The sequence below is a fragment of the Phaeobacter sp. 11ANDIMAR09 genome, from assembly GCF_001294455.1.
GTDB lineage: Bacteria > Pseudomonadota > Alphaproteobacteria > Rhodobacterales > Rhodobacteraceae > Pseudophaeobacter.
On sequence record NZ_LIKT01000005.1, the window covers coordinates 43,852 to 56,614 of the forward strand.

The 12,763-nt window shown below is 60.1% G+C and carries 12 protein-coding genes; 6 read left to right on the top strand and 6 right to left on the bottom strand.

What is annotated here, in order from left to right; translation table 11 throughout:
* Positions 1-13 precede the first annotated feature (13 nt).
* The gene (gene def / locus AN476_RS05710) at positions 14-511 is read right to left on the bottom strand and encodes a peptide deformylase (RefSeq protein WP_054460029.1); all 498 of its coding nucleotides are present in this window, start codon (positions 509-511) and stop codon (positions 14-16) included.
* Positions 512-513: 2 nt separating this feature from the next.
* Positions 514-1,041 carry a peptide deformylase gene (gene def, locus AN476_RS05715; RefSeq protein ID WP_054460030.1) on the bottom strand — a complete coding sequence of 176 codons (528 nt, stop codon included), beginning with the start codon at positions 1,039-1,041 and terminating at the stop codon, positions 514-516.
* Positions 1,042-1,171: 130 nt separating this feature from the next.
* Between def (AN476_RS05715) and AN476_RS05720 the strand changes: the two genes are divergently transcribed.
* Together AN476_RS05720 and AN476_RS05725 are read left to right on the top strand one after the other, a co-directional pair.
* The gene (locus AN476_RS05720; RefSeq protein WP_054460031.1) at positions 1,172-2,344 is read left to right on the top strand and encodes a MalY/PatB family protein; all 1,173 of its coding nucleotides are present in this window, start codon (positions 1,172-1,174) and stop codon (positions 2,342-2,344) included.
* Positions 2,345-2,349: 5 nt separating this feature from the next.
* Positions 2,350-2,895, top strand: coding sequence for a murein L,D-transpeptidase family protein (locus AN476_RS05725; protein WP_054460032.1), 546 nt, complete (start codon positions 2,350-2,352; stop codon positions 2,893-2,895).
* 181 nt (positions 2,896-3,076) lie between these two features.
* Here AN476_RS05725 and AN476_RS05730 read toward each other — a convergent pair whose 3' ends face one another.
* Positions 3,077-3,448 (bottom strand): hypothetical protein, encoded by a 372-nt coding sequence (locus AN476_RS05730; RefSeq protein ID WP_054460033.1) that lies wholly within the window; start codon positions 3,446-3,448, stop codon positions 3,077-3,079.
* Between the two features lie 322 nt (positions 3,449-3,770).
* Between AN476_RS05730 and AN476_RS05735 the strand changes: the two genes are divergently transcribed.
* From AN476_RS05735 to AN476_RS05750, 4 genes are all read left to right on the top strand, one after another.
* Positions 3,771-4,751, top strand: a complete 981-nt coding sequence (locus AN476_RS05735) for a glutathione S-transferase family protein (RefSeq protein WP_054460191.1) — start codon at positions 3,771-3,773, stop codon at positions 4,749-4,751.
* A gap of 155 nt (positions 4,752-4,906) precedes the next feature.
* Positions 4,907-5,881: a threonine-phosphate decarboxylase gene (locus tag AN476_RS05740; RefSeq protein ID WP_054460192.1), complete on the top strand. Its 975-nt coding sequence runs from the start codon at positions 4,907-4,909 to the stop codon at positions 5,879-5,881.
* Entirely contained in the window at positions 5,878-6,789 is a 912-nt protein-coding gene (gene cbiB, locus AN476_RS05745; RefSeq protein ID WP_054460034.1) for an adenosylcobinamide-phosphate synthase CbiB, read from the top strand. Before AN476_RS05740 ends, cbiB begins: the two co-directional genes overlap by 4 nt.
* A 40-nt stretch (positions 6,790-6,829) precedes the next feature.
* Positions 6,830-7,999 carry a lytic murein transglycosylase gene (locus AN476_RS05750; protein WP_054460035.1) on the top strand — a complete coding sequence of 390 codons (1,170 nt, stop codon included), beginning with the start codon at positions 6,830-6,832 and terminating at the stop codon, positions 7,997-7,999.
* Between the two features lie 101 nt (positions 8,000-8,100).
* Here the strand turns inward: AN476_RS05750 and AN476_RS05755 are convergent, their stop codons facing one another.
* From AN476_RS05755 to AN476_RS05765, 3 genes are all read right to left on the bottom strand, one after another.
* Positions 8,101-8,568, bottom strand: coding sequence for a YbjN domain-containing protein (locus tag AN476_RS05755; RefSeq protein WP_054460036.1), 468 nt, complete (start codon positions 8,566-8,568; stop codon positions 8,101-8,103).
* Between the two features lie 184 nt (positions 8,569-8,752).
* Positions 8,753-12,208 carry a chromosome segregation SMC family protein gene (locus AN476_RS05760; RefSeq protein WP_054460037.1) on the bottom strand — a complete coding sequence of 1,152 codons (3,456 nt, stop codon included), beginning with the start codon at positions 12,206-12,208 and terminating at the stop codon, positions 8,753-8,755.
* 153 nt (positions 12,209-12,361) lie between these two features.
* Entirely contained in the window at positions 12,362-12,733 is a 372-nt protein-coding gene (locus AN476_RS05765) for a hypothetical protein (protein ID WP_253279838.1), read from the bottom strand.
* Positions 12,734-12,763: the final 30 nt, after the last annotated feature.

Sequence of the window (12,763 nt, forward strand, 5' to 3'; positions counted from 1 at the left end):
CTGCTCCCAGGCTCTAGCCGCTCAGTTTCTTAGATTTCTTGATCAGCATGTCGCGTTTCATCTTGGACAGGTGATGAAAGTAGAGCTTGCCGTTCAGATGGTCGATCTGATGCTGCACGCTGGTGGCTTCGATACCGACAAAATCACGCTCGGCAACCTCGCCGTTTTCATCCATGTAGCGCACAGTCACCGCGCGTGGGCGTTTGATCTTGGCCGAGACGCCCGGCAGGTTGGGGCTGGCCTCATCGTGCTCACGAAGCTGGGTCGAGGCATGCAGCACCTCGGGATTGGCCATGCGCACGGCGCGGCCGCGCTCTTTGGAGCCATCCACCACGGCCAGGCGCAACATCACGCCGATCTGGTTTGCCCCCAAACCCACACCGGGCATGGCCTCCATAGTGTCGATCATATCGTTCCAGATCTCACGCACCTCATCGGTGATCTCGCTCACCTCAGCCGCAGGGGTGCGCAGACGCTTGTCGGGCCAGGGCAGGCAGGGGCGCACAGCCATGATCAGGCTCCTTTGGCGCGGGCGCGCTCTTTTTTCAGTTTCTGCATCTTGCGGGTGATCATCTGCCGTTTCAGCGGTTTCAGGTAATCAATGAACAATTTGCCATCCAGATGGTCGATCTCATGCTGCACACAGGTGGCCCAAAGCCCGTCAAAACTCTGCTGCTGTTGATTGCCATCGCGATCCAGCCATTGCACCTCAACCTCCTTGGGGCGGGTGACCTCAGCATATTGATCGGGGATCGACAGGCAGCCTTCCTCGTAGACATTGGTCTCATCCGAGGCCGAGATGATCTCAGGGTTGAACATGATCAAGGGCTTGGGATCGACACCCTCGGCCTTTTCGCAATCCATCACGATGAGCCGGTCCATCACGCCGATCTGTGGCGCGGCCAGGCCGATGCCGGGGGCTGCATACATGGTTTCCAGCATGTCGTCGGCCAGCAGGCGCAGCTTGTCCGACAGATCCGCAACCGGAGCGCAGAGCTTTTTCAAACGGGGATCGGGATGGATCAGGATCGAATGTTTCATGAGGATGATTTAGGACATTGCCCCTATGACTGCAACGCCCTGCTTGCCATGGCAAAGCTACAGATCAACAGAGCCCTTGCACATGGCGCAATAGCCGCTAGCTTCGCTGGCAAACAAGCGGAGTATCCCCATGGATTTTGACAGCATCATCGACCGTCGCGGCACCCATTGCGCCAAATGGGACTATATGGAGAGCCTCTATGGTGTCTCACCTGACACCGGGCTCGCCATGTGGGTCGCCGATATGGACTTTGCCGTGCCGCCCATGGTCACTGAAAAGATGCGCGAAATGGCCGATCATGGCATCTATGGCTATGTGAATTGTGATACCCCCTACAAGCAGGCGATCTGCTGGTGGATGCAGAACCGCCACGGCTGGACGGTCGACCCCGAAGCCATCTTTACCACCACCGGACTGGTGAACGGCGTCGGCATGTGTCTGGACACATACACCCAGCCGGGGGATGGCATTGTCCTGTTCACCCCGGTCTACCACGCCTTTGCCAAGGTGATTAACAACGCTGGCCGCCAGGTGGTGGAATGCGAGATGATCAACCGCGATGGCCGCTATGAAATGGATATGGATGCCTATGACGCGCAGATGACCGGCAAGGAAAAGATGGTCATCCTCTGCTCGCCTCATAACCCCGGTGGCCGGGTCTGGACCCAGGACGAGCTGCAAGAGGTGGCTGATTTTGCCAAACGCCACGATCTGATCCTCTTGTCGGATGAAATCCATCACGATCTGGTTTTTGATGGCGCTACCCATATCCCGATGCAGAATGCGGTGCCGGAAATCACTGACCGGCTGCTGATGCTCACCGCCCCGTCCAAGACCTTCAACTTTGCCGGGCTGCACACCGGGCAGGTGATCATCCCCGATCCCGACCTGCGCGCCCGCTTCCAGCGCCGCATGCTGGCGCTGGCCCTGTCGCCAAATTCGGCGGGTCAACTGGCAACCGCTGCGGTCTACTCCCCGGAAGGCGCAAAATGGGCGGATGAGCTGGTCGCCTATATCGACGGCAACCGTCAGGTCTTTGACGCCGCCATTGCCAAGATCCCCGGTCTCAACTCTATGAGATTGCAGGCCACCTATCTGTCCTGGATTGATTTCTCCGGCACCGGCATGAGCCGCGAAGAATTCACCAAACGGGTCGAGCAGGATGCCGGCATTGCTGCCAACCATGGCACGACCTTTGGCAGCGGTGGTGAAAACTTCCTGCGCTTCAACATGGGCACCCAGCGCAGCCGTATCGTTGAGGCAGGGGAACGCCTGGCAAAGGCGTTTGCGGATCTGCAATAGTCTTGATGCGGCGCGTCGGTCTCAAGCGGGTGGCGGTCATTCTGATCGTGCCCGTTATTCTTGCCTTCGGCTGGGGGATCTGGAGCCACTATGGCTCCAGACCTGTGCCCCCGGACCTGGCGGTGCAGGCCGAGCGGGTTGATCATATCCTGATCGATAAATCCGCACGCCGCCTCACCGCACGCCGGAACGGGCAGGTTGTCCTGGAGTTTAACATCGCCCTTGGCTTTGCCCCTGAAGGTGACAAACAACAAGAGGGCGACGGCAAAACACCCGAGGGTCTGTTTAAGATCGACCGCCGTAATCCCAACAGCAGTTTCTATCTGTCACTGGGGTTAAACTACCCTCGGCCCAGGGATGTCGCCCGCGCGTCAGAGGCAGGCCTCAGCCCCGGAGGTGATATTTTCATTCACGGCCAACCCAATGCCCTGGGCCAGGCGCTTGTTCTGCCCGGAGACTGGACCGAAGGCTGCATCGCGGTCACCAATTCTCAAATGGAACGGCTCTGGCACTTGGCTGGGCTCGGGACCCGAGTAGAGATCAGACCCTGAGCCCCCGTTGCCTCAAAATTCACAGCAGAGCTGTTTTCCACCGCTTTCATTTGGCCGAAAATATCCTGGGGGAGTCGCCTGCGGCGACGGGGGCAAAGCCCCCTTCTCTGCTGCCCCTGGCGACAGATGGAACCTGCAATCCCTCAGACCGAGATCGCCACGCCGCCGATCGCCATGGCAATTACTGCAGCCGCCCTTCGGCACCCTCCGTGCCAATCAGGCCAATTGGCGCATCCGGAGCACGATAGAAATCCAGCGGAGCCTTGTCAGCTGCCGCAGTCGAGCGCTTGAACTCATAGCGCATCTCGCCACCTGCGGCCTCTGAGGCAACAATCAGGCACTGCGACACGTGGCGCGATCCATCATACAGATCGACCAACCCGCGCAGCTGCGGCGCAAATTCCTCTTCGACCGAAAATCCGTTTTCCCAGGTGCGCAGCACCGGGAAATAGCCGCCATCCACAGCCACTCGCAGGCGGCTCTTCTTTTTCAGGCCGGAAACGCGCGCTGCATCCAGCGCCTCTTGCACGGCTTTTGGCACATATGTGGTCATGGCTGGTCCCCTTTCGGCCAAGCGCTGAGCGATGGGAATCGCGTCACCCTCGGCTTGCTATCTTCTTCTAAAGGTGACCGACAAATAGATAAAATCAAGTGAACATTTTGAAACAGCCCGTAACGAAACGCCCCACCCCATGGCCTGCTGAGGCGCTGGTTTCAAACAGACCTTGGTCACATATCCCTACAGGCACGGGCTCGTGATGTGCAGCCATGCAGAGGATCTGCGCGACAACACGGATAGGCTGGAGACGCATCTGCGCCTATTTGTCTCTGCAGCCAGCCATGCCGCAGGCCAGCCGAGTGAAGGAGACACTGCTATGGGATTATTGATTGACGGGATCTGGAAGGATCAATGGTATGACACCAAATCCACCGGAGGCGCGTTCAAACGCTCCGAAGCACAGTTTCGCAACTGGGTAACTGCGGATGGCAGCGCGGGTCTAAGCGGTCAGGACGGGTTTCAGGCCGAAAGCGGACGCTATCATCTCTATGTCTCGCTGGCCTGCCCCTGGGCGCATCGCACCCTGATCTTTCGCGCGCTCAAAGATCTGGAGGACCATATCTCCGTCTCGGTAGTGCACCCTGACATGCTGGGCGAAGGCTGGACTTTTGTGCGCGACGCAGATGGCGCCACGGGCGATCACCTCTTTGACAGCAGCCATGCGCACCAGATCTATACCCGCGCCGATCCCAGCTACACCGGGCGGGTGACTGTGCCCATCTTGTGGGACAAAACCCGCAAAACCATCGTTTCGAATGAGAGCGCCGATATCATCCGTATGTTCAATTCGGCCTTTGACGGCATCACCGGAAACACCCGAGATTTCTGGCCCGAAGAGCTGCGCGAACCAATCGAGGCGGTGAACACGCGGATCTATGACAGCGTGAACAACGGTGTTTACAAATGCGGCTTTGCCACGACGCAAGAGGCCTATGATGCCGCTGTTGGACCCTTGTTTGACTCGCTCAACTGGCTGGAGGATCTGCTGTCGCAGCATCGTTATCTGATGGGCACCAAACTGACCGAGGCCGACTGGCGGCTCTTTACTACCTTGGTGCGTTTCGACCCGGTGTATCACCTGCATTTTAAGTGCAACAAAAAGCGGATCGTGGATTACCCCAATCTCTGGGCCTATTGCCGTGAGCTGTTTCAATACCCGGGCGTTCAGGCGACCATCGGCATGCAGCATATCGTGCGCCACTACCACTACAGTCATGACACCATCAATCCCAATCGGATCATTCCGGTGAACCCGGATATCAACTGGCTGGAGCCCCATGATCGCAACCAGATCTGACTCCACAGTGCCTAAATTCAGCTCAAAAAAAGCCCCGCCTAAGCAAGAACAAGCCACCGTCCAGCAAAGCTGTCTTGCCTTATCTCTGCCCCTGTTTCATACGAAAAGAAACAATGCCGCAGGCATTGGCAGTGATATCAGGTTGGGGCTTTTCCATGTCGGCACATGTTACTGAGGGCCAGATCAAAACGGGCGCCACCCTGCGCGATCATGGCGGCAATCTGAGCGCAGCCATCCACGACTACGGCGGCCCCCGCGCCGATTGGATAGATCTTTCAACGGGGATCAATCCTACCCCCTATCCGTTGCCGACCTTTGACGCATCAGACTGGAGCGCGCTGCCTGACGTGGCCGCCAATGCAGAGCTGGTGCAGGCCGCGCGGGAGTTCTGGAACGTACCACCAGAGGCCGCCGTACTGCCCGCACCGGGGGCCTCTGTGCTGATTGCCCTCTTGCCCGGACTGGGAGACCCACGCTGGGTCAGGATCACGCGTCCAACCTATAATGAACACGCCGCCGCCTTTGAAAATCACGGCTGGTCCATTACCGCCAATCTGCCCGCCGAGGCCAGCGTCGCGGTGAACCCAAACAATCCCGACGGACGCCTGTGGCACCCCCATGAAGTGGCCGCGCCTCTGAGCATCATTGATGAGAGCTTTTGCGATATCTGCCCTGATCACAGCCTCATGCATCTGGCAGCCCAGCCCGGTGTGATCATCCTCAAAAGCTTTGGCAAATTCTGGGGCCTTGCCGGCCTGCGGCTGGGATTTGCCATTGGCGATCCTGACCTGATCCAGCGACTGGCTCAATTGCAGGGGCCCTGGGCGGTTTCGGGGCCGGCATTAAAAACCGGTATTCACGCACTGCGGGATCAGAGCTGGGCACAAACCACCCGGCAGACCCTCGCCCGCGACGCGCAGAGGCTGGATAAACTGGCCACCGCGCGGGGGGCCACCCTTGCCGGGGGCACTGATCTGTTTCGCCTCTATGAGGTCGAGGATGCCGCCCAATGGCAAACGCGTCTGGCCAAGGCCCATATCTGGAGCCGGATCTTTCCCTATTCCAAAACCCTTATCCGCCTGGGACTGCCGCCCGCAGAAGGCTGGGAGCGGTTGGAGAACGCCCTGTGAGCACCGCAGAGATCCTGCTCATCGCCCTGGTGCTGGACGCCCTGTTGGGTGAGCCCGACTGGCTCTGGTCGCGCCTGCCCCACCCGGCCGTTTTGATGGGCCAATTCGTATCCTGGCTGGAGAAGCGCCTAAACACAGGCCATGGGCGCCGGGCCAAGGGACTGCTTGCGGTCACCCTGCTGACCTGCCTGGGACTGAGCCTTGGCTGGCTTTTGTCTCTCCTTGGACCCCTGGTCGAAATCCTGATCGCGGCCATCCTGGTGGCACAACGTTCGCTGGTGGAACACCTGCGCGCCGTTGCAACCGGGTTGACCGTCTCCCTGGATCAAGGGCGCCGGGCAGTTGCCATGATTGTCAGTCGAGACACCGAAACCATGACCGGCCCGCAGGTTGCCCGCTCGGCTATTGAGAGCGGCTCGGAGAACATGTCCGACGGAGTTGTCGCCCCGGCTTTTTGGTTTCTGTTGGCCGGGCTGCCCGGGCTGCTGGCCTACAAGATGATCAACACCGGCGACAGCATGATCGGCTATCGCACCCCGCGCTATGAGCAGTTCGGATGGGCCACCGCCCGGCTGGATGATCTGGTCAACCTGATTCCGGCGCGACTGACAGGGCTGTTGATTGCCTTGGTGGGCGGAGTGCTGCGCGATTGGCCCGCCATTGCCCGCGATGCCGCCAAACACCGCTCTCCCAATGCCGGTTGGCCCGAGTCTGCCACGGCGCGCGCCCTGGGACTGTCATTGGCTGGACCACGGTCTTATGATGGGGAAATGCGGGATTTTTCCTGGGTCAATACAGCCGGCGCGAAGAGCATTACCGGCCCCGCCATTCTGCGATGCTGCGCGCTTTTGTGGATGACATGGGGCCTTGGCCTGGCTCTGTTGGTTGCTTTTACGCTCATCTTTTAGCACATACGGTGTTTTAGAGCTTCATTAAGGACTGCCCGTCATGCGCCTCTTGCCCCTCGCCTTTGCCGCCCTCTTGCTCCCGGCAACCGCTTTTGCCCAATGTGGTGGCAGCTTTTCCGGCTTTGTAAAATCCCTCAAGCAAGAGGCTCTGGCAGCAGGCTATGACCGGGCCACCGTCAATGGCTTTTTCAAAGGGGCCAGTCAGGATCCCAAGGTGCTGCGAGCGGACCGGGCCCAGGGCGTGTTTCAAAAGCCCTTTATCGAGTTCTCCCGTCGGCTGATCTCGCAGAGCCGGATCAACCGGGGCCGCGCGATGGCAGAAAAATACGACAGCACCTTCCGCCGGATTGAAAGCACCTATGGCATTGATCGCGGTGTGCTTCTGGCCTTTTGGGCCTTTGAGACCGACTACGGCAGCTTTCAGGGCGATTTCAACACCCGCAACGCGCTGATCACCCTGGCCCATGACTGCCGCCGCCCAGAGCTGTTCCGGCCACAGATCTTTGCCGCCCTGGAGCTGTACAAGCGCGACAATTTTGACCCCGCGCGCACTACCGGCGCCTGGGCGGGCGAAATTGGCATGGTGCAGATGCTGCCGCAGGATATTCTTGATAATGGTGTTGATGCCGATGGGGATGGCCAGGTCAGCCTAAAAACCTCGCCAGCAGATGCACTGATGTCCGGCGCCAAGATGCTGTCCCATCTGGGTTGGACCGCCGGGCAACCCTGGCTGCAAGAGGTTACCATCCCCGGTGGTCTCGACCTGTCCAAATCCGGCACCGATACCAAACTCTCGGTCAAAGAATGGCAAGCCCTGGGCCTGCGCGCCAAGGAGGGTTCTTTGGCCGCAGGCAATCTGCAAGCCGCACTGCTTTTGCCCCAGGGCCACAGGGGGCCAGCCTTCCTCGCCTACCCGAATTTCGACGTTTATTTTGAGTGGAACCAGAGCTTTACCTATGTGTTGACCGCTGCCTATTTTGCCAACCGGCTAGAGGGAGCTTCGGTCTATTCTGCCGGCAAGCCGGACCAGGGTCTCTCGGGGACGCAGATGAAGCAGCTGCAGCAGAAACTGCAGCATCTGGGACATGATGTGGGCAAGATCGATGGTATTCTTGGCGCCAAGACCCGCGCCGCGGTTCAAAGCGAACAACAGCGCCTGGGGCTGCCGGCCGATGCCTGGCCAACACCCACGCTGTTGGGACGTCTGTAAGCCAGACCGAAACTCACGCGCTAGACAGAGAAAAGGGGCATGAACACACATGCCCCTTTCGCAATTGATCTCAGGCCCTTTCGCGGGCTTGATGACAGGGATCAGTAGTCGATCACTTCCTCAAAGTCCCCCATCAGGCGCGACCAGAGGCCGACAACCGTGGCAAAGTCATCAGGGCTGACGCCATCGTCGCCCATATACAGATCCATCTCCAGCTTGGTGGAGCCATTGTCCGCAACATAGGCGCGCACCCAACGCTTTTCAGCGTTGAAATCATTGACCGTCTTCAGGCGGACAGAGCCATCAGTGGCATAGCCAGAGTAGAACTGAATGGAATCACAATTGGTGTTGTTGTCGCAGCCATAGTAGAAAATCGTGAACTCGCTGCCATAGTGGTTCACGTTCAGCTGTGGATCACCAACATTGTCCACGAGCACTTCAACGCTAGAGCCTTCGTCGAGGAAAAAACCTTCGATGCTGCTGGAATTCCTAGCTGTCAAATTCTCCGCCTGAGCGGCAATGGGGCTGATTGCAAGCGCTGCAACCGCAAAGAGTTTTGTCAGTTTCATTCGTCCCTCCAATTTTGTTTTTGCTCAATGCTGGCCCTTGGATCGCAGTCCAAGATCTGGCCATGATCATCCCTAACTAACTACTAAGATATCAAAACGGCAAGCAAGAGAGTGTTTTCCATTCTTTTTCCCCAAGACCTTGTCCTTAGGACCAATACCACCAAACAACGGGCGATCTTCAAGCCTATGCGACCAGGGCCTCTGCCTTTTTCAAGTCCACCGAAACCAGCTGGCTAACGCCTTTTTCCTGCATAGTGACCCCAAACAGCCGATCCATACGCGCCATCGTCACCGCATGGTGGGTGATGATCAGAAACCGCGTTTCGGTCTGGCGGCACATCTCGTCCAACAGGTCACAAAAGCGCGTAACATTGGCATCATCCAGCGGCGCGTCAACCTCGTCCAGCACACAAATCGGAGCCGGGTTGGACAGGAAGACCGCAAAGATCAGCGCCATAGCGGTGAGGGTCTGCTCCCCGCCCGACAACAAAGACAGCGTCGAGAGTTTCTTGCCCGGTGGCTGACACATGATCTCGAGCCCGGCATCCAATGGGTCGTCGCTTTCCACCATCACCAGATTGGCCTCGCCGCCGCCAAACAGATGGGTAAAGAGGTTGGCAAAACTTGCATTCACTTCTTCAAAGGCTGTGAGCAGCCGCTCGCGCCCTTCGCGGTTGAGGCTGGCAATGCCGCTACGCAGGGTCTTGATTGCCTCTTCCAGATCGGATTTTTCCGAGACCAATTCATCATGTTCTGTCTGGATCTCGCGGGCATCCTCTTCGGCCCGCAGGTTCACCGCCCCCAGGGCATCGCGCTGCCGCTTATGCCGGTTAACCTCAGCCTCCAGATCCTCGGCCCCCGGCATCTGATCCGGGCTGACCTGCAGCTGTTCCAGCAGGGCCTCAGGACTGCAATTCTGGTCTTCGCTGATCCGCTCCGCAGCATGGGCAACGCTTTCCCGTGCAGCCTCACACAGCGCCTCGGAGCGCGCCCGCGCCTCGCGCCCTTCCGAAGCAAGCCGTTCCGAGTCGCGCTCGATCTGCACCAGTTCACGCAGCCCGGTCTCGGCAGTGATCAGCGCTTCCGAGGCCAGCGTCTTTCGGCTTTCGGCGTCTTCAATGGCCTCATTCAGCTCCTCGCGTTTTTCGGCAATTTCGGAGGGCACCGCATGGGCGTCCTCCAGCTCTTCCTGCGAGGCCTCCCGGCGTTCCGCCAACTCCTCAATGCGTCGCTCAGCGGTTTCCAACCGGTGCCGCCAACCCGACAGTTCCTTGGTAACCTGCTGAGCGCGTTTGGTGCGAGCCTCGCCCTCGCGGCGCAACTCATCATGCGCCGAGCGATGGGTCAGCATGGTGATCCGGGCCGCCTCGACCCCCTGTTTAATGTCTTCCACCCCGGCGCGGGCAGCGTCCAGATCGCCGAGCTCAGCCTGCGCCGCCTCGGCCTCCGTCAGTTGCAAGCGGGCGTTCATCGCATCCTCATTGTGGCGCGCCACCGCAATACCCAAGGTCTCCAGCTTACCCTCGGCCAGGTTCCGTTCTGCCTCGGCGCGGCTCAGCGCCCGAGCCGCATCGGCCACGCGCTGATCCGCAACGCGGCGCGCCTGGCGCGCATTCTGATCCGCCTGGGTCACCTCTTCCAAGCGCCGGATCAGCGTTTCATGCGCGGCACGTGTGCCATCTGCCTTGGCGCTGACCCGCTCCAGCTCCTGCTTCAGCGCTTCCAGCCGGTTCAGCTGTTCCAGCCGCAGGGCCGCTGCACTGGGCGCATCCTCGGCCCAAGCCCGGTAGCCATCCCACCGCCAGATATCGCCCTCCAGGGTCACCAGCCTCTGCCCTGGTTGCAGATCCGCCTGCAGCCCGCGGGCCGTATCACTATCCACCAGCCCGATCTGACCAATCCGACGCGCCAGCGCCGCAGGGCCAGAGACATGTTTGGCCAGGGGCTCCACCCCATCCGGCAGCGGCACATCACGGGTATAGGCAGGCAGATCCAGCCACCCTGTTGGCCCGTCCACCGCCGCCAGCGGCGCGCGCAGATCATCCGCCAGAGCCGCCCCCAGCGCCTTTTCATATCCGGGCGCCACGCTCAGCTCGTCCAGAATCTGGCCGCTTTCGGCCGTGTCACGTTCCAACAGCTTGGCCAGGGCCGTCACCTCGGCCCGGATCGCGCCCAGCTCCCCCTCGGCCTCGGACCGTTGCGCCCGTGCCGCCGATTCCAGCGCCTGGGTCTCAGTCCGGGTCTCATCCGCCGCAGCCAGAGCCTCTTCGGCCATCTCAACAGCTTCCCGCGCCTCCTCTTCGGTGGCCTGCGCTGCCTCAAAACCTTCGCCTGCCAGGCCCAGCGCTTCTCTTGCCTGGTCCTGAGCAAGCGCCGCCGTTGCGCCTTCGGTTTCAGACCGCGCTAGGGTGCGCTGACAGTCCTCGACCAGGCGCTGCGCAGATTGATAGCGCGCCGAAAGCCGCGCCACATCTTCTGTCAGCTGGGTCAGGTGGTCTTCGCGGGCCTCCAGAATTTTGGCGGCCTCCCGCGCCAATTCCCCGGCCTCGCTCAGGCGGTCATCCTGGCCCTCGCTGGCCTTGGCCAGCTCCTTTTGTTCCCAATCCAGCCGCTCGATGGTCTCGCCAGCATCCCGGTTCAACCCGCCTTCGCGCTCGATGTCATTCCCCAACTGCTGAATACGGCTGACCAAGCGTTCGATGGTCTGACGGGCCTGGGCCTCCTGATCGCCCAGCGAGTCTCGTTGCACCATCAAACGCTGCAAAATGGCTGCCGCAACAGCCTCCTCCTCGCGCAGCGGCGGCAGCGCCTCTTCGGCCTCAGCCCGGTTCTTGGCGGCCGCCCGCGACAGAGCCTCCCCTTTGGCCGCCTGTGTCAAACGAATGGTCAGATCCTGCTCGGCCGTCAACCGTGCCTCATCTGCCTCACGCCAGCGCCGATACAGCAGCATCCCCTCGGCCAGCCGCAGCTTCTCCCCAATATCCCGGTAGCGCTGCGCCTGGCGGGCCTGACGCGCCAATTGCCCCAGCTGACCGGCAAGTTGCTCCACCACGTCATCCACCCGCAACAGGTTCTGTTCGGTATTCTTCAGCTTCAGCTCAGCCTCGTGGCGGCGCTGATAGAGGCCCGAAATACCCGCCGCTTCCTCCAGAATACGGCGCCGCGCCTTGGGCTTGGCGTTGATCAGCTCCGAAATCTGTCCCTGCCGCACCAGCGCCGGCGAATGCGCCCCAGTCGAGGCATCGGCAAAAAGCATCTGAACATCGCGCGCCCGAACATCTTTACCGTTGGATTTATACGCACTGCCCGCATCGCGCGTAATCCGACGCACAATTTCCAGCTGATCCGCCTCGTTGAACCCCGAAGGCGCCAGCCGGTCCGAATTGTCAATCAGCAGGTTCACCTCGGCAAAATTGCGTGCCGAGCGCGAAGTGGTGCCGGCAAAGATCACATCCTCCATGCCGCCGCCGCGCATGGCCTTTGCTCGGGTCTCCCCCATCACCCAGCGCAACGCCTCCAACAGATTGGACTTGCCACAGCCATTGGGTCCGACAACGCCTGTCAGCCCGTCCCCGATAATCAAATCGGTCGGGTCGACAAAGCTTTTAAAGCCAGTAAGCCTGAGTTTGGAAAAGCGCAAAGCTGCCCCTGAGTGATTCTTCTTGCCAAGGACTGCAGCAGCTTCTTGACCACCGAGTCAACGCCAACCACCCCAATGACAGCGAGACTACGCCCCAGCACCACCATATCTTGTGGATAATTGCAAATTTCCTTGGCCTTCCCTCCCCCGCTTTCACCTTTCTAAAAATATTCCGGGGTGAATGTGTCGCAGACACAGAGGGGCTGGCCCCTCCTCTGCCCTCTCCTCTTTGCTGCGTTCAGAGCAATCCAGCACACCCGTCATCAGGGCCTGATCCCCCAATACCCCAGTGACCCTACAGCCACTGACAGCAGCCATCGCCTCCGCAGCCTGCACGCGCAGCGGCCCAAGGCGGGGGGCATATTGCGGGTTCACCCGTGTCGCCTCTGCCAGATTGCCGCGCAGGCGGATGTCAAAAACCGCGCCATCGACGGTTACCCTCTGGACCGGAGCGGCTGCAAAATGGCCCTGCGGTTCCGCGCAGGCCCCCAACAGGGAAAGCAAAAAGATCATTTGATTGCGCATGTCTCGACCACCATAGCACACCCCATAGGG

Coding starts and splice junctions, on each gene's coding strand:
- def (WP_054460029.1), bottom strand. CDS start 511: ATGGCTGTGCGCCCCTGCCTGCCCTGGCCCGACAAGCGTCTGCGCACC.
- def (WP_054460030.1), bottom strand. CDS start 1,041: ATGAAACATTCGATCCTGATCCATCCCGATCCCCGTTTGAAAAAGCTC.
- AN476_RS05735 (WP_054460191.1), top strand. CDS start 3,771: ATGGGATTATTGATTGACGGGATCTGGAAGGATCAATGGTATGACACC.
- AN476_RS05750 (WP_054460035.1), top strand. CDS start 6,830: ATGCGCCTCTTGCCCCTCGCCTTTGCCGCCCTCTTGCTCCCGGCAACC.
- AN476_RS05740 (WP_054460192.1), top strand. CDS start 4,907: ATGTCGGCACATGTTACTGAGGGCCAGATCAAAACGGGCGCCACCCTG.
- AN476_RS05755 (WP_054460036.1), bottom strand. CDS start 8,568: ATGAAACTGACAAAACTCTTTGCGGTTGCAGCGCTTGCAATCAGCCCC.
- AN476_RS05730 (WP_054460033.1), bottom strand. CDS start 3,448: ATGACCACATATGTGCCAAAAGCCGTGCAAGAGGCGCTGGATGCAGCG.
- AN476_RS05720 (WP_054460031.1), top strand. CDS start 1,172: ATGGATTTTGACAGCATCATCGACCGTCGCGGCACCCATTGCGCCAAA.
- AN476_RS05765 (WP_253279838.1), bottom strand. CDS start 12,733: ATGCGCAATCAAATGATCTTTTTGCTTTCCCTGTTGGGGGCCTGCGCG.
- AN476_RS05725 (WP_054460032.1), top strand. CDS start 2,350: ATGCGGCGCGTCGGTCTCAAGCGGGTGGCGGTCATTCTGATCGTGCCC.